The organism is Rhizobium sullae, from assembly GCF_025200715.1.
Taxonomy (GTDB): Bacteria; Pseudomonadota; Alphaproteobacteria; order Rhizobiales; family Rhizobiaceae; genus Rhizobium; species Rhizobium sullae.
The window spans coordinates 3707972-3729948 of record NZ_CP104143.1; the positions used below are offsets into that span (position 1 = coordinate 3707972).

Below are 21977 nucleotides of genomic sequence, written 5' to 3' on the forward strand. Positions count from 1 at the left end.
TCGTTAACCCACGTCACTTAGCTCGGCCGACCCTTCGCATGAAGGTCCGAGTAACAAACATCATGAAGTGAAATGACCAAGCTAACTGCAATCAAAGCCTTCCAACGTAAGATCGACGCCTATTGCGAACTGCGTCTCTCGACCATCTTCCCCGGCGACGAAGCCGAAGCCCTCAAGGCCTACATGCGACGACTTATCGAGCGAAGGTGCGGGCCGCCCCGGACGGAGGGCCGCACAGAATGGAATGTGGTTGCCCGCATGACCGGGATCGACGCTCGATCGCTTGCATCGCATCACCGTTTGATCGACCCCGGGTTTGATGCCATCGTCCGGTGGAGCAGGGACGGTGAGAAAACTCCCGGAGAGACGAAAGAACGCTCTCGCAAGCCCAGGGGCTCGACGGGGACAAACAAGGTCGGCGCCGAGAATGGGAAATTGACAATCAATTCCACGCTCCCCGAGACTGCGCGTTCTCAGGTTGCCTCCGTGGTGCATAAGCCCGGCGTGAAAGTCGAGTTTCCGGAACCTCTGTTTCGCGAGTGGGATGACCCCGCCGATTTCGCCGAAGCACTTCAGCTCCACATGCGTCGCCACGGTGAGACCTACTGGGTTCTCTATCGATCGGTCGTACGGGCTGACGAGCCCATGGACAAGAATACGCTGCTGAGTTGGATCGAAGGCCGGCGCGTGCCGCGAAGCACAGACAGCTTCGATGTGCTTGGTCGTATCGAGCGCCGTTACCGTCTCCCGGAAGGCTATTTCAAAGCGAAGCTGCCGCATCAGTCGCGATCGGCGTCCGGGTTCAATCTATCGGGTATCGAGCCTGCGGAGCGACGCAGGATCGCGTGGCATCTACCAAATGACTTCAATTCGCTTCCGTTCGCCAAGCGCGAGGAGATTCTGGATTGGGTCCGTCGCGTGATCATCAGCGGGTCGACGGATTACCGCAAATTTCAGGCTGCCGCGGCGAAGCAGCGCTACGCCATCCGCTTTCCCGGCGTATCCTACGGCGGACGTGCGCCACGCGATGGAAAGATCACTGTACCGGCGAACTACGAGGAAACGTGGATCGAGGATCCCGATCTGCTGTCGGGCGTCATCGATGCGCCACCAGCGCTTGCCATGGAAATGGCCGACCTCGTCCGCTTCAAAACATCGGCACTGACATCGATCGGCTTTCAGCGCAACGGTGTCTGGGGCGAGGAAACCGCCTCCCAGAAGATCGAGCATCTCGGCCTGATGTTTGGCGCACTTGCGGCGTCAAAGGCGGGAGAGATCAAGGGATATGGGGTGCCGCTGCGTCAACTGACCTTCGGGCTGCTTATCTTTCCGGGTGTCTGGGACTGGTATCTGCAATGGCGCGAAACCCGCCGGGGCTTCTATACGGCGTGGGAAGTCGATATGCTGCGGATCGCCCTGGCAATCACCAAGGAAGGCACCGGATGGCTTCGACAGCATCCGGAACTCCTAGCGCGTGTCCAGCCTGTTGCCGGTCTCGTCTCGCAGAACCAGATCGACTATGCCCGGGATGACTGGCAAGGCGCTTGCGAGGATTTCCACAAACACGCAGCCCACAGGGTCAAAGAGATCCAGCGTATCGCCCGTGTCCATCGCGATCCCTTCGAGCCGATCATGCCGGTCCTCGAAGCTGACAGTCCGGTCGGCGAATATAGGAAGATCACCGAGGAGATCATCAGGCTGATGCCTGATGAGGAGCGCTATCCGCGTCCGGCCGCGGAAGCAGTTCGCTCGTTCCTGATGCTCCGCCTGGGACTGCATCTAGGACTTCGCCAGAAAAACCTTCGGCAATTGATGCTATGCCCACGCGGACAGATGCCGCGCCCGGAACGCGTGCTCGAAAAACTCAAGCGCGGTGAGCTCCGTTGGAGTGATCGTGACCGTGGCTGGGAGGTTTTAATTCCAGCAGTGGCTTTCAAGAACGCCCATTCGTCGTTTTTTGGAGACAAACCATTCCGACTTCTCTTGCCCGATTTGCTCGACCTCTATCGTCATATCGATGAGTATGTCGAGCGCCATCGCTCGGTCCTTCTTAAAGGTGCGGCCGACCCAGGGACGTTTTTCGTGAAGACGGTCAAGACGACCAGTACCGACGCAGCTTACGATATCACGAGCTTCTATGAGGCATGGCGCCTGACCATCCAGCGCTATGGCATCTACAATCCCTACACCGGACGAGGGGCTATCAAGGGCTTATTGCCCCATGGCCCTCACAATGTCCGTGATGTGCTGGCCACGCACATTCTCAAGCAGACCGGCTCATATGAGCAAGCGAGCTACGCCATCCAGGATACCGCAGACATGGTCGCCAAGCACTACGGTCGTTTCCTTCCGCAGGACAAGGCTGCACTCGCTGCCCGAATCCTCAATCAAGTCTGGGAAGCAGCGTAGAGTTAAGGTTAGGTCGCCGGGCGTTGTTTTCGGCGCCCGTCGATGGAACAGCAAGACATGAAGCGCCGAACTACGCGGCTAGGCGGTCATCTCACTTCCAGGTGCTTGAGGGGAACCTTTCACACCAGTCTCAGTAGTCTTCGCAGTTCGGCGCTTCTCTATCGCAACGATAGGGGTCTAACGCCATGCCCGATGGCAATAATCCGGCCCTCTCTTCGAGTTGCGGTCTTCTGACCACCACTCACGGAGAAGACAATAGCTGCTATCCCGGCGCCATATTGAACGCATTGTCCGGGAGGCACGGTTGAAGGCGCGTCGCTGCAAGCGGGTGAACCACTACGACGAGATCGTGGATGGAATCCGCAGCGATCGTGCCACCGTGTCTGATGAGCCGCGCTGGCGGTTCGCGTTCCACGAGGCGGGACCATGCTAAGCGGGAAACTCCTCGACAGGGATCAGGGCAAGGTGTGACGGGGGCGTAAGTATCGAAACGAGAGTCCGCGCCGTCCGGGTTGCGGCAACGCACGTTAATATCAGCATTACTACCGCAACAATGTGCGACCAGCACGATCCGGGTGCTCCAGGTCCGAATTTTGATTCGGAGATTGAGTACGGTGGGAAGATCTCAGTATTTACCGATGCCTCAGGGCTTGAGTTTTTTTCGGCTAAACGGCATGTTGACGTGAAAGTCTGGGTTGTTGCTAAGGATCGGCGAATGAAGGGGTGCATCTCGCTCTCTGATCAAAATTATACATCATGAAGTTTCTGATTTTGCGAGTCTTGACCCATAGTGAACTCGGGATGTTCCATGAGTACCGGCGTCAGGGCAAAGAAGGGTCGAAGCAGCGTGCAATCAATTTCGATGGCGCGGTTGTAGACCGGGTTTTTCCGACAGCACTGGATACCGACCGCATACCGCTGAAACTTCGGTATGACACGGATGACGGTATCGCTGTAAAGCAGCAGTGGCTTACACGCCAAGCAAAAAACTGGCGGTTCGAGGGCAATTGCCCAAGAGACAAGGTTTACGATTTTGTTGAGCCGGGATGCCTGTTCGCCATGGAGGTCGACGCCGGTGCCAAGCCGGCTACAGGTGCTTGGGCTGTGTTCCCCGCGGATGATGAGGTGACGGCCGGCGTTTTGTCTGATGGCGCTACCGCCGAGCTAACGCGGGCCGGGATGATCGCACTGCATGGGGAAGAAGGCGCGCGTGTGCAGGGCCTACTCAATAGCGCCAGACCTGAGATGTTCGGGCGAGACAGGGAAACGGTAGAAATCATGAACGACGGTGGAACTGTTACGGGTCGGAAGCGGTTGCCGCCGCGCCCTAAGCGCTTGGCAGAGATCATTGGAAAGACAGGGCATAGTCTTCCGAGCGCAGTCGCAGATCTCGTCGACAATTCAATCAGTGCTGACGCAACGGAGATTGACATTACTTTCGACCCTCCGGACGGCGAGAACGGGCGTTGGCTAACCATCAAGGATAACGGTGATGGTATGTCAGGGCCAGAACTCGATGAGGCAATGACGCTGGGGAGCGATGTGGAATATGAGTCCAATAGCCTCGGGAAGTTCGGCTTTGGCCTCAAGGGCGCGTCCTGGTCGCAAGCGCGCGTCTTTACAGTGGTTACTCGTCCGCGTGGCGGTTCCCTCAGCCATCTCTCCTGGGATATCGACAACCTTGGGGATTGGGAGCCGAGCGACGCGCCTCTGGAACAATGGGAGCGCAATGCCACCAACCTTGGAGAAAAGGGTACGGTCATTCTTTGGAAGGAAATGACGCCGCCCGCCGCGGCTCCGGTCGTGCCAGGGGTGTCCCCATATTCAGCCGAGGTGATGGAGCTTGAACGGCATCTCGGACTGGTTTTTCATCGGTTCCTTGAGGGGGATGCAAAGAACCGGAAAAAGGTGACGATCAGGATTAACGATGTGGAAGTTCGACCGAATAACCCTGTTGGGCACCCACTGGTGGAGCCTTACGAGCTAAAGCCGATTCGAATGCCCACGAACTCGGGTGACGAAACCATTACGGTGCAGCCGTTTGTTCTTCCTTCGGAGGACCAGATAAAGCAGCACCACAAAGCTGAGGGGCCTCAGGTCGTAAATGACGTGCTGGGGCGCGTAGGGCTTTTTGGCAAGCGCAATGAGTCGCAGGGTCTTTTCATTTATAGGAATGACCGCTTGATCAAGTGGGGGGGCTGGCACCAGATGTGGTCAACGTCTGACGAAAAGACCAAGCTTGCCCGGGTGATCGTTTCGTTCGGCACAAAGCTTGACACTAAGTTCGACATTAACATTACCAAGCGTTCAGTGAGCCTTCCGGCATTCGTTCAGGAAGAAATCAAGAAACTGGCCAACCCAGCCCGTAATGCGAGCAAGGCGAAATACAAGAAGCCAGCATCGCCTCAGCCGGTAAGGCCTGTGGGTGCATCTGCTATTCCAACTATTGCGCCGGCGCAGAGGCTGCCGGTGAGTGGAATGCCTCTGGTAACTCATAGCGGGACCATCTCCGCGCCGCCCACATCACCTCCTCAGCCGGCGGTACCGCCGGCGCCGGTCGTCAACTACAGGCCCGTGACAACGGAGCGTTTCGCCTGGAAAGTGGCCCAGAATTTGACTGGTGGACGCGATTTGCAGGTAAGCAATCGTATGCCAGAGCTCGCGGCACTTGCAAAGCGTCTTGCCAATGACCCCGATGCGACGGGGGAGCTGGTGGCGTTCCTGGCGGTGCTCGACGAGAAGGGGGTACAGGCACTCCTGCTAGATTCAAGCGAGCGCTGATGCCTCACCTCCGTATACTCGTGACACCTCCATCAGCGCCGAGCTGGGTGGACCGACTCTTAGGTGCCCCTTGGCCAACATGGAGCCGGCTGGAGAATCTACTGCTGAGCAACGGACGCTGGAAACCGGATCAGGTTGCGTCGCTTGACGCAGAATCCTTCCGTGTCCTTCGGCATCTGCGGGATCCACTTTCTAATGGATTCTTCAGTGGGCGTGGCCTTGTTGTGGGATACGTGCAGAGCGGGAAGACCGCAAACTACACCGCTGTGGCGGCGCGGGCTGCAGACGCGGGGTATCGCCTTATCATCGTGCTATCCGGGATCCACGATTCCCTGCGCAATCAGACCCAGGTGCGCCTTGAGCGCGAACTGGTCGGGCTGTCCGAAGGAAGCTTTGAAGCACCGGGTTGGACGTTGTTGACCGGTCGCGACGCGGATTTTGCGCCTATCGATGCCGCTATTCTCCAGCGGGGCGGAGCCTTCCTGGCGGTTATAAAGAAGAACACACACATCCTTGCCAAGCTAATCGAGTTCCTCCAGGCGGCAGGCGCACTCGTGGGGGATCTTCCGGCGCTCATAATTGACGACGAGGCGGATCAAGCATCAATCAACACGCGGGGCAACCGTGACCCGGCAATTAGTGATGAGGAGGACGGGAGCGACAGGGCTTCTGCTCCTTCGCCGACTAACAGGTTGATCCGGACTATTTTGACGATTTTGCCCCGGGTCAGCTACGTCGCGTACACGGCGACCCCGTTTGCCAACATATTCATAAATCCTCAAGCGCTTGATAGTGAGGCGGGAGAAGACCTATTCCCGCGCGACTTCGCTCTCCAGCTACCGAGACCGGATGGATACACAGGTACCGAAGAGCTCTTTGGCGTCGCGGCACAGGGGCGAGACGTGTTAAGGCCGGTGCCGGAAGACGACGTTCAACGTTTGCGCACCACCGGCAGGCGCCGGAGCGCGGGTCTCGTTGTTGGCCCTGCCGAAAACTTGATCCCGACCTCGCTTTCGGATGCCTTTCTCACGTTTTGCCTGGCCGGTGCCGTCCGGGAACTCCGCCCCGGCCTTGTAGATCAACCGCACACAATGCTGGTGCATGTCAGCTCGCGGACCGCTGATCAGGCTCGTATCGCAAGCGCGTTGAGGGATCAGCGCGACATCTGGCAGGGTGCGCTTCAGCAGGGGCAGAGCCTGGACGGTCTCTTTCGCGGAATTATCAGGAGCCACCTCGCAGGCGTTGAGCTTCCGGCCGATGAGTCAGAGATAATCGCGCGCGCCTGTCGGGTGATGGGCGGACTGGAGATCCTCGAACTCAACAGTGTCGCCGGGGAAAATCTTGAGTACGACCTCCATCCCGGACGGCATCTCGTTGCTGTTGGCGGTAATAGACTGTCTCGTGGTCTCACACTTGAAGGGCTGACAGTTTCGTACTTTCTGCGGACCACCAACATGGTGGACACTTTGCTGCAAATGGCCCGCTGGTACGGGTTCCGAACAGGCTACGAAGATTTGGTTCGCGTCTGGACTACAGACGGCATCGCTCAGTGGTTTACGGAGCTCGCGCTCGTCGAACAATCATTGAGAGACTCTCTTCGCTCTCTGGCGCGTGCTGGCCGCCGACCGGATGAAATGGCAATACGCCTACGCGCACATAGCGGTCTGTTGCTGACCGCCCGCAACAAATCGGGACTCTCAACGGAAGTCCAAGACTCCTGGTCCGGCGAGCACCCACAGACAGTCATGCTACCGCTTGGTAACTCTGATCGCTTGATCGATAACCGCCTGCTGACCGAGCGTCTTATAAGCAATATTGGAGGCGGGCGGCAAATTGCTGGCGGTTGGCTGCTTCAGGATGTCCCTCCTGAAATTATCTGCGATTACCTGCGCCTGTATCGCACCCATGATGAAGTGATTGCCTTCCGCGGAGAAGAATTGGCGGACTGGATCGGCGAGCGGGCCGGGGCAGGGGAGTTGGTGAATTGGTCAGTATTTGTCGCCGGGTCCCGGGAAGGTGCTGATACAAAGATTGGCGGGCTACCAACCGGGGTAGTTACTAGATCTCGTACAAGTTCCGAGAGCATCGGGATTTTGATTGACCCACGGCATGAGGGAGTCGACTTGCCGGGTGGCCCCGATGCCTACCGCCGACGAAATGGCAATTACGACGCGGAATCCATGCGCGCTGCTCGCCCTCCGACCGAGGGGTTACTTATCCTGTATCCGCTTGATCCAGGCCCGCTGGGCGTCGGTGGAATAGACGCTGTGATAGCTGTGGCCCTAAGCTTGCCTCGAACGTCTGACGGAGCAAGCACCAGTATCGTCAATCGGGGGGTAGCGGATGGCTGAGGAGCCAAATCCGGAGGCCTGGGCGGAGCTGAGGTCCGGACGTCCGATTTCGGATGATGGACTGGTAACTCGTGGCCTTTACTACCGTGACGATGAGACGGCTATCCTCATGGGCATGGACGCTGAAGGCGATCTCCATCTGCTCGTCCCAGTCTCCGAGGGACCATCGTTCCAGGAGTTCCCGGACTTGAATGGCCTGATGGTTCGGTATCGTATCACCAGTGAGGGACAGTTCCTTGGTCTGGTAGCGACAGCCCCTCATGAGCGTGTCTTCACTCCCGTATGTAGGGAGGTCGTAGAGGCAGTACTTGTTCACAATCGTGAACCATGGACTGCCGTCGCTTCTATCATCAGGCAATGGCAGTCGGCTTGGCGTCCAACACGCCAGTATATGAGTCAGACAACCCAGGTCGGCCTAGTTGGAGAGCTGCTTGTCCTTGCCAGAATTATGGTCGATGCGCTCGGGTCGCGCGCCGTGTTGATCTGGAGCGGGCCGGAGAGTGAGCGCCACGACTTTGTGTCAGGGAACCTTCATCTTGAGGTGAAAACCACCCGCGCCAGCCGGCATGAGCACGACATTTCTCGCCTGGATCAATTGTGGGTGCCGGACGGTCGTCGTCTTGTGCTGGCGTCAGTGCAACTTGAGGCGTCTGTCGGCGGGACGCTCACCCTTGCGTCCATGATTGATGAGGTCATCGATTTAATCAGGGATGACTCCGCCGCGATCGACGACTTCCTGCTCAAACTCTCGCGTCTCAACTGGTCGGACGAAATGAGGAGATCTGGGGAGCTCCTCCGCTTTCATCTTCGGGAGGCCGCACTTTATGACGTTGATGATGAGTTTCCGCGTCTAAACGAAGACTTCCGACCGCCCTCTGGCGTCCTGGCGGTGCGCTATACGGTCAGCCTTGCCAATCTCCCGACATTGGGTGTGGATGAGGTAATCGAGATGGTACGGGCGTCGCAGGGGCTCGGTTAGCCCCGCCGTTGCAGTCGCTGCGTTTCTGTTCGTGTGTTGGCCGCCGTCCTGAGATCTTCATGGATCACCTCAGCCAGCGCAAATGACATCATGGGTGGCACAGCGTTGCCGATCTGGCGGAAAGCCGGGTTCATGGTCCCGCTGAAGGCGAAGCCATCCGGGAATGACTGGAGACGAGCCGCTTCGCGAACTGAAATCGTCCGCGCCTGCGCAGCATCGTAGTGGATATGTGAGTAGGTATCCTTGCCAATATGAGCCATTAATGTGCGGACCGGGAACTCTGGTCTGAGCTTCCACCAGCGATTGGGGAACTTTGACACGTCATAAGGGGGGACAATGCTATTCCATAGCTCGTTGTACGCTTGCGTTCCCTGCTCTACGCCACGTTCTGACGCCAGTCGGTCAACGATCTTTGCTGCCGTTGCATGAGCCTCGGGATACTCTGCGCCAGGGCGCATTTCTGCGAAGGTGAGATGGTCTCGTGGTAGGTACCGAATTACATGGTCCCAGACGCCTTCGTCCGACGTGAAACCGGCCCAATTCCGCATCTTGATCGCATAGGGTGAGGGTTGCCTGTCGTTGCGGTAGGCGGAGATCTTGTCAAAACGCCGGGTGCCACGGGTTACCGAACGACCACCGATAGGGGCTAGGTCTCCGATCGCCTGCTCGGCAGAGACCGGGGCAGCCATTCCATCATGACCAAGGTCTGGAGGAGCGTAACCTGACGCTCCCTCGCGATCCACGTAGCGCAGAGCCACCGCGCGTGTGCCGGCGTAACCTGTTGGGAGCTTGAGATGATTGGTTGCCTTGGGGAAGCGTATACCTAATCCCAGCTCGTGCCTGTAGGCGATCAGGTAGACGCGGTCTCGCATCTGCGGCACGCCGTGAAACGCTGAGTTAATTAACGAATATCGTGCGGTGTAGCCGAGGTCGCCGAGCGCCTCAACAATCTCTTCTGCCACATTGTGATGGCCGTAGTGAAGGATGTCGGGGACGTTCTCAATCAAAACGGCGAGGGGGCAGAATGCTCGCACGTAAGCCAGATAGCGTAGATAAAGGTTGCCTCGCGGGTCAACGCGGAACGCCTCGGGATGATCTGCTACTTCACGCAGCTTGGCGCGACCGACTCTGGCATATGCTTGGCAGGGAGGGCCGCCGACAAGTACGTCGATAGCGCGTTCAACGTCACCCAGCTCAAGTTCTTCTGCCAGTGCTGCCGGGTCCATTCTCATATCCCGAGGCAGAGCGTGCGCCCTAAACTTGTCTGCTTCTAAATGCCCGTGAAAGTTTTTCGCGTGGGTGAGAGCCGCCAGGGGATCGATCTCAACGGCCCCCCTTATCTCGAAGCTCGCTCGATGAAATCCAAGACTGATGCCACCAGCGCCTGCAAATAGATCGAGAACGCGTGCTGGCTCGCCCCGACGAAGTCTGTCCAGTTTATAGAGAAGGGGAGAAGCCTCGATGCCGGCTGCGGCCTTGTTCATCTTGTCGTGTTGTCCTCTTGCTTCGTGCACTGTGCGACTCGGCGAGCCATTCATAAGTCAGTAGCACATCTAGGCCTTATGGGAGCCCGGCGGGCCCAAATGCTTGTGCAACACCTCAGCCAAAGCTTCCCTGTCCCCAACTTCGCATTCCCACACAACCAATGGCGACCATCCCAATTCTTTGAGCCTTGCCAGGGCTGCTAAATCTCTTTCCACGTTACGATCCAGCTTGGCTTCCCACCATTCCCTCCGGGTGCGGGGCAGTATTGAATTCCGGCAGCCATGGCGATGCCAAAAGCACCCATGCACAAAAATTATCTTTCGACGGCCGGGAAAAACGATATCCGGGTGCCCGGGTAGGTCCTTGCGATGAAGCCGGAACCTATAGCCGAGCTGGAATAGTAATTGGCGCACGATGTGTTCGGGTTTGGTGTCCCGCGATCGAATGGCGGACATGTTCCGGCGGCGGGATTCCGGCACATCCGCAAAATCCGGCGGTTTAGGTATTTGCGATTTTTGCGATGGGGCTTGTGGGGACATCGGATGACCGTTAACTGAAAATACTTGAGAGACAAGCTTGATCTTTGGTACTGAACTTTCCCGGCTTTTCCGGTCACTATGTCACTAAGAACTGATCCGCCTATTGGGTATTTTTCGGGCCTGCGGGTGCGCGGTCAAGTTCCTATTTTTCTCCTTCGGGGTTTTGGGCTCGTGCGCTGTGTTGTTCTTGAACCAGAAGCTATCGTTTCCGGTCTTTAGGATTTGGAATCATAGGTGAGCGGTCGAGCAGCGTGTTCGTCATCCTGGCATCGCCGACTACGCCGGCCCATTCGGTGAAGCTCAGCCTGGTGGTGAAGATGGCTGAATCAACCAAAAGGTGATCTGGAAACCAACGATCAACCTTTTCAGGATAACTCAGTGTTAGTCGCCAAAGTGGCGTTGTATGGCAAGGATGTAGACCCGTGGAACTGCAATTACTCGACAGGATTTCCGAGGGTGAGGCCGTATGTTTCCTCTGTAAGACATCGCTCGCTCAATACGTCGAAAATTTGCCAGCTAATTTTCGCGAATTTTATATTCAAAGAGGGATTGTAACGAACCGCTTCCTCGACAACCTTTGGGACACGCTTTCGAAGAAAAGACACATCCCTCCAATCGTGCTAGTCGCTGGGCCGGCGCCCCCTGCGCACGACGTAGGCTCGGTCTTCAATCTCGGTTCGGACTTCAAGGTTCTTGACGGACTTCAACGGAGCCATCGTCTCAAGGAAATCTGGGACACGCTGACCTATATCAACGATGAGTTCGATGACCAGCCTAGCGTTTCCGTCGCGCGATTGACGCGCCAAATCGCGCTGAAATTGCGCGAAATCGATCTCAGCCCTCAAATATTTCAAAAGGTGTTGGAGGCGAAGCGTGAAGGCATCGAGGCAGTGGAACTCTTCGAGGGCAACACAATCTGGCTTGAGATTTGGTTCGGCTTGTCGGAAGCGCAGCAGATACAGAAAATGCTTGTACTAAACGCCGGGCATAAGTCGGTGAACATCAAGCACCAAATCGAGCTGATCTTCTGGAGTAATTTCGAAGTTCTTGCCAAGGAACTGGCGCCGAGCACGATGGTTCGTGAGAAGGACAAGGCTTCCACCACCTACAGCAAGGGCAGAAGACCCGGAGAATTTCACTTCGCGCATCTCATTTCCGCTTTCGTTTCGCTCACCGAAGGCGAAACTGTAACAACAAACGCCGAATTCTCAGCGTCTCAATCGTTTAACGGTGACAACGGCTCCGACGAGTCACTGCTCGATATCGACGACCGTTTGCTTTCGGCGTTCGCTAAGACACTGAGGCTCCTTGATGGCGCGCTGCGCAGCCAGTCGGGGATTCGATGGCTTGGTCGCGAAGTGGTGCTGGTTGGAATCTTCGGCGCGATCGGCGCGATGGCAAAGAACCACCCTGGAACAAAAATCGAAGCTCTATCGAATTTCAACGCCCGCATCGAGCAGTACGCCGAGATCTTGAACCTCGAAGGTTTCGAAGAGTGGCGGAATACGCTTGACCTCTCGAAGGTGAACATCGGCAACGTGAACAAGCGAGCTGTCTTCAATGCCACTTCGGCATTCCTGAGAGGCAAGATTTCTGATCCGATCAACTGGCGCAACGTGAACGTCAAGGATGAGCTCCATGACGCTTCGTGAGAAGATTCTTGAAATCATCACGCAGGCCCTGACGGCCGACGAAACGATTCTTCCTCAGGACGAACTCGATAATATCACAGACATCATCCTTCGGGCTGATGAACTCTCCGCTATGGCCGCCGAGATTTTCGGGGACACGGGCCGCACCTTCATATCCGAGATTGTTTCGCTCTTCGCGCGGCTACCTATAGCGACGCCACTGAAGGACGTTTTCCCAAAGGCCACGAACGTCGTCGCGTTCCTTAATCTCGCTAACCAGCTTGATCCCGACGAGCTGGCTGAGGAAGTGCCCGCCGAACTGGGTACTTTGTTTATTCGCGAGGCAGCTCTTGAGGCGTTCAGCAAGAGTGGCGATAGATTGAAGCTGTTTGTTTACGAGCACCCAACAAACTTCAATGAGTCGGTCGCTCTCTTGGATTTCAGTAGTGGCCTTGAAATCGCACCTAACTCGGCGAATTTTCCACACACAATGGCAGCATGTGTCGCCATCCAAGCGGGACTCGAAACAGTTGATCTTACAGGCAAGAGGTGGATTGTATCCTCGGTGCAAGACGAGCAGCGCCGCCTGTATTACTGCAAGTACCACGTCCTTCTCGCGGGGCACCTTCTGACGAACCCAGTGTTTGCTCCCTCTACACTAGCGCTTCAAGGGATCGCGGAGACACTCCGAACCGCCGAGGAATACAACCAGTTTAGCGAGCCGTTTGAGATATTGGGAGAGATCAACAGCCGGACGACGGTTCTCGACACGCTACTCAGTTGCTACCATGTGCTCGAAAATTACATGATCCGCGCACAAATCGCTAAGGTTGTTGGGCGCAACAATGGATCCACGCTGTTTGGCATTCGAAATTTTAAGCAGATGGAGATTGCTGTTGAGAAGAAGGAGATGGCCCATCTGAGCCAACTAATCTCCGAATCCTGGCAGAAGCAGATTGGCATTCAAACGTTTCGCGATTATGTCCGCGATCGCTTCGACGCGTTGTTCCATGACCCAGCCTTTGTGGCCGGCGACTTTCACGATTTCATGGAAAAGCTGACTGTGAAGCCGAACGGCCAGCGACTCAACCTTGGCAATCTCAACGAAGCTTGCGACCTCCTCCCAAAGTTGCTGTACCAAATTCGATGCTCAATCGTTCACAATAAAGAAACGGAGTTCCATCTCTCGAATCGAGAGTTGAACGTCGCCACGGTCTTGATGACCCTGGTCGATCTGTGTTTGCCAACCATGCAACGATTGGCGTTCGGTCTTCCGTCGGTACCGGCTCCGAATCCTTTGTTGTACGCGAGACCGGCGCTGAGGCTCTATTGAAGAAGGCAAAGGGGAAATGTTGCATTCCCCGCTACAGCCTGAACGCCACCCGATACCCTCGCATCAGAACCGATTGTTCACAGCGCGTTTGGGAGCTTTAAACGTTCACGAGCAGTCAGCAGGAGGCGTAACCGATGACCTGCGATGCGTCGCATTCGATTAGGCTGGATGACTACCTTCTTGAGTTCCGTCCGTCTGCCGTCAACTGCCAGGAGCGCACCAAGCAGGCTGGGATCGTCCTGCTTTGCACGAGGGCTACCGCGGCGGCCCGAAGGAAGCGAGCCAAGTCCAGGCACGGCCCAGTGCAGCCAGCACACGCTGCAGAAAGGGCAGACGCGTGGGGTCGCGCTGTGCGTGACGTTCGATCTGCTTGTGCATCACTGCTTTTGATGTGGCTGGATCGAAGGCGCGCAGCCATTCGACCTCGCCAGCCGTAATGAAGTAATGCGATTTGCAGGGCGCATCGCAGACGGCGATTGAGGGGCGCACGGTTGCCATACCGACTTGTTCGGTGACCTGGTGGCTGTCGGGAACCAGCAGCGAGACGCGATGACCGCACCCACACGCGCACAGCAAGGCCCAATCTCGAACTCCTCGCTGTGATAGACGATGCCCGGCATCGAAGGCTTGGGCATACGCTCGACGGCTCCATAGCGAAATCTCACCTACACCTCTCCCGCCGGTCGATTTCAAAGGTCACGGTATCGAAGATCTCGTTTTCGACCGGCAAACGTACCGTACCCCGATACTCATCCCTCCCCGCTTTTAAATTTCTATGATCGGACTCGGATTCGACCGCGACACCACCAGCGTGAGGCTGCGGCTCGCGCGGCTAACCGCGACGTAAAGCAGGCGACGGTCCCGTTCGCGGAACGTTGTGCCGTCGCACGGCATGATCAAGACGTTTGGCGCTTCTAAGCCCTTTGCCTTGTGGATTGTGCTGATCGCGCGTGCTGGCGGCAGTCGGCATGTATGCGCGTTGCGATGCGCCTGTTCCACAAGGCCGGTTTGGGGATCAGGCGCAGCGCCGAGGCGAACCGCCTCCCAGAACTCCCGAGGATAATCGATGTGAATTCCGGCGAACCCGGCTTGATCTTTGATCGCGCCATATAGGCCGCGGAGGAAAGCGCCGACGCCTGTATGATTGGGCTGGTCGACGATCAGGCGCGCCAAGGCCTGAATCTGGGCTGGCTTGCCTCGTGCGGGCGTGGCGCAACCGCCAGCCACCTCGGCGCGAAAGCGTGTCGCGAACTGGCTGTCGGAAAAGCCGGTGCAGACCTCCTGCACGAAGGCGACCGCAGCGTGGGCCGCCGCTGCGGCATCATCGGCGCATCCCGCCAATCGTTCCGCCAGCGGCGGCAAGGCCGAACGCGTATGGCCCTCCCAGATCGGCATTGAGCGGCTGAGATAGGCACGGATAGCCCGCACCGTCTCGTTATAGTGAGATAGTATCAGCAAGGATTGGATGCCCTTGAGATCGGGATCAAGAGGGCGACGGTCGCGAGTGTCGAGTCTAAAGCCAAGGTTCCGTTGCGCGGAATTCTCGGCGAAAACGACGTTCAGGCCGCGCGGGAGCACCCCGGTCAGACGGAGCTTGCCGCCGCCAGCCAGACGGGTTCGATTCTCGAGAATCCAGTCTCCTAGGTCTTCCCCGCCGCCGCGCCACCGATGCGGCACATCGAGCGATTCCGATATGTCGGCTACGGACTGAAAGGCGGCCAGCCGATCATCGTCAGCTTGGCTCTGCACTGCGTTTGCCCCTGCACCATAGATGCGCTGCATGGGATCGAAGAATGCGCGGACCCTCGCCCCTGCGCCGTGCAGTGCCTCGATCACCGCATGCTGTTCAGGGCTCGCATCCTGGTGTTCGTCGCAGATCACCATTGGATAGCGGCGGGCCAGCATGTCGGCGATGAAGGGACGCCGTTTCAGAAGGCCCGCCGCCCACCGGCTATTGCGGTCATAGTCTGGCAGAGCACCCAGTATGACCCCCGGCTCGGGGTAGGCTTCGGCGATCTGGCCAATCAGGCTGTCGATAGTTCGGATTTCCAATCCGGTTAGGCCCCGGGTTCGATTGCCGAAGACGTCGCAGGCGGCGTGCGTGTGGGTCAGGATCAAGAGCCGCCCTGGACCGAGCGTCGGGCAGATGTCGGCGGCGAAAGCCGCCCCCTGAAAGGTCTTCCCGCAGCCACCGGGCGCTTCAATCACCACCAGCCTTGCCCCTGAACGAAGGGCTGCGGCCACAGCCACGTCAGCCACCGTCGGTCGCCTTCGGTGTCGTTGCCGCCAGGGCGGTGAGCGCGTCGATCAAGGGTTGTAGTTGGGGCTTCACCTCGGCCATCGCGCCTAGAGCGTAGGCCTTGTCGGCCAACTCGCGACCCCCTTCGAGGCTCTTGAACCAGCGCTTACCGTGCTTCTTCCAGGTCTTCGCCTCGTTCTCTGGGGCGCCGCGTGGATCGCCGCTCGCTGCGGCGACGATAAGCGTCCGTAAGCGGTCGTCGGCCACGGCCTTGATTGTGGCAAAGTCATGCTTGGTGAACTGAGCAGTGGGCTCGAGGATCTTCAGTCGTTCCACCAGGCTGGCTAGGCGGGGTTGGGTGTGGATCTCCTCTGGATCAACGAGCAGAGCTTCCAACTTGTCGTCGCCGATATGAGCAATGACATTGGCTTCCGTGCAGCCCGTCGGCCATTGGAATAGAAGGTCGCCCATCGCGGTCTTGAGATCGGCCCAGCGCTTGGTATTGTCGCCCTCACAATCGACAAAGGCGGCCAAGGCCAGTTTGGCCTTATTGAACTCCTCCAGCAAATCGAGCGTGAAGGTGTTGCCCTGGCCATCGCAAAGCCGAATGCCAAGGTCGAGCAGGTCGGTTGGAATTTCCCGCCCGAGCACTTCCTGGATGAAACCGACTTCGGTCGGGCCTTCTCCCACCAGAGTTAGGCGCGACAGGAAGGCTTCCGGATCCCGCTGCTGGAGTTGGAGCACCCGCGGGCTGGAGAGTTCGGCGATGACGTGGCCCTGGCTGAGATACCAGATCGTCGCCGGCTTGGCGGCGGCCAAGGCAGGCGCACCATGCGTGGTCATCACAACCTGGGAGGGTCCCTCGGCGAGTTCCGTGACCAGTTTGCGCTGGCGGTAGGGTTCGAGCCCACGTTCGGCTTCATCCACGAGCGTGATCGGGCAGCCCGACCGGCAGGCCTGAGCCACGGCCAACGACGCCAGTCGCCGAGTCCCCGATCCCCAGCTCGATAGTGGTAGGCGGCTATCCTCAATAGCCGCGGTGAGGCCGATCAACGCGCTGATGGACTGCCCCTGTCCGGCGCTGAGCCCGAGGCCGAGGTCATGCGGCAGGGCACGCTCGCCGAAGGTCGCGTTCAACTGTTTGATTGCCTCCTGGCCTTCACTCTGCAACTCGGCTTTGACGTCGACGTCGGAGAACGTCGAGGTCAAACGCGAACGAAGGGCCTTGTCGCTGAGAAGCCGGTCCAGGGCAGAGCCCTGGACCAGGCGGAGGTCGCGGTCATTCCGATCGTCGCCTCCCAGCCGGACCAGCCCGATCTCCCGGCGCAGGGTCGGTGAGAAGATGTCGGTGGTGTCGTTCGGATTGTGGATCGCATAGGTCAGGTCCAGCTCGTCAGATCCACTGACCGAAACCTTGTAGACAGGCGGGCCGACCGGGCGCATGGGCTCGCCTTCCTCAGACTCCTGCGGCGCGCAGGCCTTCCTGCCGTCCCATTCCCATGGAAACGCCGGGCGTGATTGCGTGGCGATGCTGCTGTCAGGCGGCAGACTGATGACCGCGCCGATGAAGAAGCCATCCCTGCGCTGCCGCTGCCAATAGTCGTTGTCGGATACCAATGAGGAATTGCTCGGATTGAGCAAGAGTGCGATCGCTTCGAGAATGGTGGTCTTGCCAGCGTCGCCGCCGCCGAGGACAACGTTCAGACCCGTTTTCGGAAACCAGTCAAACGTCTGAAAAGCTCGAAATCGGTCGATCTTCAACCGAAGGATCGTCGCGCCGCCAGCGCCATCCGAAGTATTCGCAGCCGTCTGCACTTTCACATCCATCAACCGAATCTCTTTTTCACCTGACCAAGCTTCTAATTACCATGCCGATCGCGGTGTGTTACCCAGATCTTGCTGGACGTTACAGTAGACGCCAATGGCCTATGCAAATGATTGCGGGCGCTCGGACGCTCGCCATTTCAATGGTAGATGGTCCTAGGGACACAGGCCCCCTTGGGGATCCCCACATACCACGATACCGGTAAACCTCTAAACACCAATAATCCGAAACCGTGATACCTGCCAATCGATAAAATCTCCGTTCATTTTCAAATGCTTGCGCTGTAGCTATCGCGAATATAAACCTACTGAATATTCGATGATGGTATGTATACGCGAACTCGGTACCGGAGCTTGCCAGATTTCATGTTAATTCAAGCGCTGTTTCCGAAACTACGCATTCGACTTTTCTGGCGGCCGAACGCATAATGCTGGCATCGTGAAGGTCAAGGGAATAGCGGGTGTCCAGACCCAGCCGAATCCCGAAAAGCCCTCGGTCGTCACGGTTCCTGGGGCAGATCGATAGCGAAGGGCTCGGCGTCCAAACCCGAGCCCGCCTGTACTTTAGCAACTAGGTGATCCATGGCCCGCGGCAAAGCACGATCCATCCTTAGACGGCAGCTCGACGCACGCAAGAAGCTGTGGCCCGACCTGTCGAGCGACATGCTATGGAGCATGGACAATGAGGGCTGGGTGGCGTTGCCGCGTTTGATGCCCTTGATGATGAGCATTATGGATGACCTTGCGGGCAAGGGCGTCCCGGTTAGCCGGACCTATTTGGAGCTTTGGTCGAGGATCCGGATCGAGGAGAGCTTCATCGCGCTCAATCGCCCCGAGGAGATGGCATTCCATGCAGGTTTTGAAGGGCAGCGTGCACTGCGGACCTGGAAGGACCGTATGCACCGCTTGGCCAACCTACGCTTCATCGGCGTGATGCCCGGGCCGCTGGGCGAGCTCTCGTTCGCCGTAATCTACAACCCCTACCACGTCATCAAGCGTGCCTACTTGGCCAAGCAGGTACACGAGAACAAGTGGCAGGCGCTGGCGATCCGGGCGAACGAGGTGAGCGCTTTCGACCTCGACGACATCGATGACCATGGTAACTTGGTTGCCGATGATGATGACGATGAAGATGAAGACGACGCTCCTGCCGCTCCGGCGGCGAAGCTTAAGTCCGCGCCGGCAAAACCCCACGCGCCAGTGAAGCGCAACCCCACGCCGATCCCTAGGCGCGGTAAATCTACGGGTAAATGATGGTGATCCACTTTGAGGTCATGATGGCGGTCGCTCAATTCGATGAGCGCAACGCGTATGATCGGATGACCGCTTCCGGCCCCGACCACAGCGACAGTTGGATGGGCCAGGACCGGCGGCTTTCGGTAAGCCGTCAGTGCCTAGGAACGACAGAGATGGGGTCCGATCCGGCCAGACGGCACAGCGCCCCTCATTCGGGTCGCTCGCGCTTTCACTCGCGGCGGGGATATGTGGCCCGTCGGTTTCTCGTAACGCCTTCCAAGGAGACCTAAATTAGGTCGTCGAGTAAGGCGATGGGCTGACTCCTGAGGAAGAGCAAGACTGCGAAGGCAAACGCTTTTAGACAGCACTTGTAGAAATCGTCTATTTCGACGTGAGTGGCTTGAAGAGATACGAAGTCTACCCTGTTGGGTTAAAATAAACGTTTTAGGGGACATCATGATACAAAACCAAGCCGACGAAGAGAAGCGCAAGGAAGTCGCAGCATCCTTGATGAAGGATATGGAAGCTACCGCCGCGCGCATGCGCGAGCTTATTGTCGGCATGCCGCCGCACGACCTTCTTGGCTACGTCTATGCGCAGCGGATGATGAAGGCGATGTCGGAGCAGGACGTCACGAAAGAGGAGCGTGAGGCCCAGGGGCCGGATGAGCTAATCAACCAGAACCAGTTCCTTCTCGAGTATATCCACGCCGTGCTGGCCACAGACCCGGCACCGGACAAGGTGGAATTCAGTGGAGAGAAATGTGCGGAGCTGTTTGAGCAAAGCAGCAAGCTTAGGGAACAGGCGATGTTTTACGCCATGGCCAGCTCCGCCGACAAGAAGGACGGAGCGTTCGGGCCAAATACCGCTGACATAGAATTTCACGCCAAGACTAGCTGGGTTCTGCTTCGTGGCAACCGCTACCAGGTCCTTGAAGGTGAGTTCTACCGTTACGTCCTTGAACCGCATGACGAGGCCCTGAAAGAGATTTACGGCGTAGGGGCGAGGGAGGTTGCGGCGGGCTTTCAGGCCATGGCCGACGCCGCACGCACCGGACAAGCTTTTGCCATCGAAGAAATGATGAACCAGTTTCAGGCGGCACATGCCTTTGCGGCAGCAAAAGAAAAACCGCTCGAAGAGGTCATGGAAGAGTGGGTCGCGCAAAACAACGATCAGTCGAAAGCGGCCGGGCAAGCCATGGAGGACATGTTCCGTGGTGGCGTTGCCAATGTTAGCCGTCATACCGACCTGCCACAGGAACTTCTAGCCGACTTGGCCTATGAACGCGGCGAGGACAAGGAGTTTTTCGCGGCTGGCGACCACGCCGGCACGCCCTATCGTACGCTCCCCGTCCGCAAAAAACCGCTGATCAAACTGGGATCAGACTATTTCGCCGTCGATCCATGCTTTACCCGCGACGCCGGGTATCGCGCGCTCTTGTTCAACCTCTTGCAGCGTAAACCTGTCTACAAGGTCGAGTTCAATGAGCTCCAAAAGGCAATGAGCGAGGCCGCCTTCGCCGACATTCTCGGCATCCAGTTGCCCGGCGCCAAGGTTTTGCAGGAGGTTTACTACAAGGACCCTGTCAGCAAACAATGGTCGGAGAACGACACGCTCATCCTCATTGATGACGTTCTCTATCTAGTCGAGGCAAAAGCTGGCGCCGCAGCAACCATCGCGTCACCGGCCTCGGATTTCGGGCGTCATGCTCAGTCGGTACAGGACCTGGTCATCAAGGCTTACAAGCAATGTGAGCGTTTCTTCAATTACCTGAATACCGCTGATGAAGTGCCATTGTTCCATATGATTGACGGCAAGTACGTGGAGTGCGCGCGCGTGCGCCGTGCTGACTACCGTGTCATGCTACCCATTGGGCTTACGGTTGAATCGTTCTCTCCGCTTTCGGCATTCTGTAAAGAACTGCCCGCAATCATGCCTTTGCTTGGGAAACACGCTTTCATTTCCCTTTCGATCGATGACCTGTTCGTCCTTAGGCGTTTCCTGCCGACACCGGGAGAATTTGCGCACTATATGGAAGTTCGCCAGGCCGTGGCTGGCTTGCGTCGCGCCCACCTGTTCGACGAGCTGGACCATCTGGGCGCCTATTTGAAGAAAAACCGTGTCGATGTGGAAATGACCGAGCAGCTCAAGAAAGACGCCGACTTCGTTATGTGGGATGGCATGAGCTTTGACGTTGACCGAAGCTTCGAAAGTGAAAGCTGGGAGACTGATCCACGTCCGACACAAGAATATCCCGACGAAATGCTCAAGCTCTTGGGGGCTTTCGACGCGACGCGCAAGGCCGGTTGGCTTCGCGCGGACAGTTACCTCAGGAATCTGGGTAGCGAAGGTCGCAATGAGTTGGCAGCGATGCTTGTTGAGCTTCGCAAATCATTGCAACAACACGACGGACGCTACTTCATTTACGGTCAGGAAGTGGAAACACCGTTTTTCATATGGCTCCACCGATCCGGTGGCGTCATCGACTGGAAGAAGGTGAACGACAAGGCGAGTTCAGCGGCCATAATGACATCTGCTGGGACGATGGCCGGCTTGATGATCGAAACGACAGCAGGTGGCACTTACAAAGCGGCCTTCACCTTCCCAGTCACTCGACCCACAAACCGTACGGAGGCCAACGCGCATATTTTTGATGACGCCGAACGCATGAAGCAACGTGCTAATAACTTCCTGCGTAGTCAGAGAGCAGCGCCGGAAAAGATACAGCCTGCAGTCGACATTCCTAAAGTGGGTCGAAACGACCCTTGCCCCTGTAAAAGTGGGTTGAAATACAAGAAGTGCCACGGCCGATAACGAGGTGACGCTACCGCGTTAGGCGACGGAAGACACGTTGAAGGCGTGGCCGCTGGCCTCATTTCGGACGACGAGATTACTGTGCATAGTGGCCGCTTCTGGCGTAAGCGGCAATTGTCAACGTTAGGCAGACTTGAGGCTGAGAATTTACAAGTCTCCATGCGATCAGGCCAGAGACCTGCACCTGGGCCCGTTGGCCCGTTGTGCGGGATCGGAAATTGTTTTCACTCTCGGCTCGAAGGCGAGGTCCACACGGCGGATTGCTAATGACCGCGTTGCGCCCCATATCGGCATAGCGATTGACTGGGCCGCTTCTAGCGGTAGAAATCTTTGAGGCTCACCCGGGGCGGGCGAGG

13 protein-coding genes are annotated in these 21977 nt (G+C 57.5%); 8 read left to right on the plus strand and 5 right to left on the minus strand.

The features are described from left to right. The first annotated feature begins 72 nt into the window (after window positions 1-72). The 4 genes from N2599_RS18425 to N2599_RS18440 all read left to right on the plus strand — a co-directional run bounded on the left by N2599_RS18425 (window position 73) and on the right by N2599_RS18440 (window position 8520). Window positions 73-2409: a hypothetical protein gene (locus tag N2599_RS18425; protein WP_027512012.1), complete on the plus strand. Its 2337-nt coding sequence runs from the start codon at window positions 73-75 to the stop codon at window positions 2407-2409. Between the two features lie 756 nt (window positions 2410-3165). Beyond that, on the plus strand, window positions 3166-5190 hold the full coding sequence (locus tag N2599_RS18430; protein ID WP_027512011.1) for an ATP-binding protein: 2025 nt from the start codon (window positions 3166-3168) through the stop codon (window positions 5188-5190). 224 nt (window positions 5191-5414) lie between these two features. Continuing rightward, window positions 5415-7541, plus strand: coding sequence for a Z1 domain-containing protein (locus N2599_RS18435; RefSeq protein WP_245209278.1), 2127 nt, complete (start codon window positions 5415-5417; stop codon window positions 7539-7541). Continuing rightward, complete coding sequence (locus N2599_RS18440) at window positions 7534-8520, plus strand: PD-(D/E)XK motif protein (protein WP_027512009.1); 987 nt, start codon at window positions 7534-7536, stop codon at window positions 8518-8520. The genes N2599_RS18435 and N2599_RS18440 overlap by 8 nt, the downstream gene beginning before the upstream one ends. Here the strand turns inward: N2599_RS18440 and N2599_RS18445 are convergent. Both N2599_RS18445 and N2599_RS18450 read right to left on the minus strand, forming a co-directional pair. After that, window positions 8517-10004, minus strand: a complete 1488-nt coding sequence (locus N2599_RS18445; protein WP_027512008.1) for a DNA cytosine methyltransferase — start codon at window positions 10002-10004, stop codon at window positions 8517-8519. The two genes, N2599_RS18440 and N2599_RS18445, sit on opposite strands and share 4 nt — an antisense overlap. A gap of 69 nt (window positions 10005-10073) precedes the next feature. Next, on the minus strand, window positions 10074-10544 hold the full coding sequence (locus N2599_RS18450; RefSeq protein WP_084606572.1) for a very short patch repair endonuclease: 471 nt from the start codon (window positions 10542-10544) through the stop codon (window positions 10074-10076). 422 nt (window positions 10545-10966) lie between these two features. On the opposite strand from N2599_RS18450, the gene N2599_RS18455 reads away from it, so the two are divergent. Together N2599_RS18455 and N2599_RS18460 are read left to right on the plus strand one after the other, a co-directional pair. Then, window positions 10967-12196 (plus strand): hypothetical protein, encoded by a 1230-nt coding sequence (locus N2599_RS18455; protein WP_027512007.1) that lies wholly within the window; start codon window positions 10967-10969, stop codon window positions 12194-12196. Beyond that, window positions 12183-13508 (plus strand): hypothetical protein, encoded by a 1326-nt coding sequence (locus tag N2599_RS18460; protein WP_027512006.1) that lies wholly within the window; start codon window positions 12183-12185, stop codon window positions 13506-13508. The genes N2599_RS18455 and N2599_RS18460 overlap by 14 nt, the downstream gene beginning before the upstream one ends. 255 nt (window positions 13509-13763) lie before the next feature. Here the strand turns inward: N2599_RS18460 and N2599_RS18465 are convergent, their stop codons facing one another. The 3 genes from N2599_RS18465 to N2599_RS18475 all read right to left on the minus strand — a co-directional run bounded on the left by N2599_RS18465 (window position 13764) and on the right by N2599_RS18475 (window position 17508). Next, the gene (locus N2599_RS18465; protein WP_245209277.1) at window positions 13764-14084 is read right to left on the minus strand and encodes a ubiquitination-like system serine protease family protein; all 321 of its coding nucleotides are present in this window, start codon (window positions 14082-14084) and stop codon (window positions 13764-13766) included. Between the two features lie 189 nt (window positions 14085-14273). Further along, the gene (locus N2599_RS18470) at window positions 14274-15767 is read right to left on the minus strand and encodes an ATP-dependent helicase (RefSeq protein WP_027512004.1); all 1494 of its coding nucleotides are present in this window, start codon (window positions 15765-15767) and stop codon (window positions 14274-14276) included. Then, window positions 15760-17508, minus strand: coding sequence for an AAA family ATPase (locus N2599_RS18475; protein WP_245209276.1), 1749 nt, complete (start codon window positions 17506-17508; stop codon window positions 15760-15762). Before N2599_RS18475 ends, N2599_RS18470 begins: the two co-directional genes overlap by 8 nt. 645 nt (window positions 17509-18153) lie before the next feature. Here N2599_RS18475 and N2599_RS18480 point away from each other — a divergent pair. Beyond that, entirely contained in the window at window positions 18154-18825 is a 672-nt protein-coding gene (locus N2599_RS18480) for a hypothetical protein (protein WP_027512002.1), read from the plus strand. A 438-nt stretch (window positions 18826-19263) separates the two neighbouring features. After that, a complete protein-coding gene (locus N2599_RS18485; RefSeq protein ID WP_037142943.1) occupies window positions 19264-21621 on the plus strand; it encodes a YecA family protein in 2358 nt (785 codons plus the stop codon). The last annotated feature ends 356 nt before the right edge of the window (window positions 21622-21977 follow it).

Bases quoted from the DNA above. Each gene is read 5' to 3' on its own strand.
- N2599_RS18460 (WP_027512006.1), top strand. From the start codon at position 12,183: ATGACGCTTCGTGAGAAGATTCTTGAAATCATCACGCAGGCCCTGACG.
- N2599_RS18440 (WP_027512009.1), top strand. From the start codon at position 7,534: ATGGCTGAGGAGCCAAATCCGGAGGCCTGGGCGGAGCTGAGGTCCGGA.
- N2599_RS18425 (WP_027512012.1), top strand. From the start codon at position 73: ATGACCAAGCTAACTGCAATCAAAGCCTTCCAACGTAAGATCGACGCC.
- N2599_RS18450 (WP_084606572.1), bottom strand. From the start codon at position 10,544: ATGTCCCCACAAGCCCCATCGCAAAAATCGCAAATACCTAAACCGCCG.
- N2599_RS18445 (WP_027512008.1), bottom strand. From the start codon at position 10,004: ATGAACAAGGCCGCAGCCGGCATCGAGGCTTCTCCCCTTCTCTATAAA.
- N2599_RS18430 (WP_027512011.1), top strand. From the start codon at position 3,166: ATGAAGTTTCTGATTTTGCGAGTCTTGACCCATAGTGAACTCGGGATG.
- N2599_RS18480 (WP_027512002.1), top strand. From the start codon at position 18,154: ATGGCCCGCGGCAAAGCACGATCCATCCTTAGACGGCAGCTCGACGCA.
- N2599_RS18485 (WP_037142943.1), top strand. From the start codon at position 19,264: ATGATACAAAACCAAGCCGACGAAGAGAAGCGCAAGGAAGTCGCAGCA.